The organism is Kitasatospora sp. NPDC059817, assembly GCF_042731835.1.
GTDB lineage: Bacteria > Actinomycetota > Actinomycetes > Streptomycetales > Streptomycetaceae > Kitasatospora.
Map to the genome: position 1 here is coordinate 9,100 of NZ_JBHWIR010000229.1, position 1,004 is coordinate 10,103.

General features: G+C 77.8%; 1 protein-coding gene and 1 pseudogene. Both read right to left on the reverse strand.

All coding sequences use genetic code 11. From position 1 onward, the window contains the following. Positions 1–32 precede the first annotated feature (32 nt). Positions 33–398: pseudogene (locus ACFV61_RS31470) on the reverse strand (GntR family transcriptional regulator); the annotation flags it as partial. 51 nt (positions 399–449) lie between these two features. Next, positions 450–1,004, reverse strand: a 555-nt coding sequence (locus ACFV61_RS31475) for an undecaprenyl-diphosphate phosphatase (RefSeq protein ID WP_380495310.1), incomplete at its 5' end; no start/stop codon positions are given.

Consider the following 1,004-nt stretch of genomic DNA (forward strand, 5'->3'; position numbering starts at 1 on the left):
TCACTTTTTTACCACGCCCTCGTAACGGGCGGGGGGGGGGCCCCCCCCCACCCCCCCCCGCCCCCCCGGGCCCCCCCCCCCGGGGGGGGGCGGCCCCCCCCCCGGCTCCGGCCGGGCGCGGCCCGCCGGGCGACGGTGGTGCCGGAGCCCTGCCGGGAGGTGAGCCAGCCCTCCGCGGTGAGCTGCCCGTACGCCTCGACCACGGTGTTCCGGGCGATCCCGAGGTCCTCGCCGAGGGCCCGCGAGGACGGCAGCCGGGTGCCGGGCACGAGCCGCCCGTCCTGGACGGCCTCGCGCAGCGCGTCCTCCAGGGCGGCCCGCAGCCCGGCCCCGGCGGCGCGCCGCTCGGTGAGGTCTAGGTGCAAGTCGCCGCCGAAGGAAGTCCAGGAGCTGCTCACGGGCCCGATTATCGCGCGGCCCGGCATCCTCGACCCCGGGGTGGGGGCGGATCAGACCGACAGGTAGACCGCGCTGCCGACGCCGGCGAGGAAGCAGTAGAGCGCGAACGGCGTCAGGCTGCGGGTCTCGAAGTACTTGGTGAGGAAGCGCACCGAGACGTAGCCGGCGACGAAGGCGGCGATGCTGCCGGCGACGACCGGGCCGAGGACGGCGGAGTTCTCCGGCTTGAACAGCTCCGGCACCTTCAGCACGGAGGCGGCCAGGATGACCGGGGTCGCGAGCAGGAAGGAGAAGCGGGCGGCGTCCTCGTGGTGCAGGCCGCGCAGGATGCCGGCGCTCATGGTGACACCGGAGCGGCTGATGCCGGGGAAGAGCGCGAGGATCTGGGCGGCGCCGATCCAGGCGCCCTGGACGAAGCTGAGCCGGGCGAGGCGGTGGTCGGAGGCGATCGCCGGGTCGAGGCCCGGTTCCTCGGTCGGCGGGGCGGCGTGCCCGGCCCGCCGGCGGCCCGGGGCGCCCCCCCGGCCGCGCGGCCGGCCCCCCCCCCCCCCACCCCGCTGGGTGCCGTCTTCTGCGGGGGGGGGGCGGCGTGGCCGAGCGCTGGC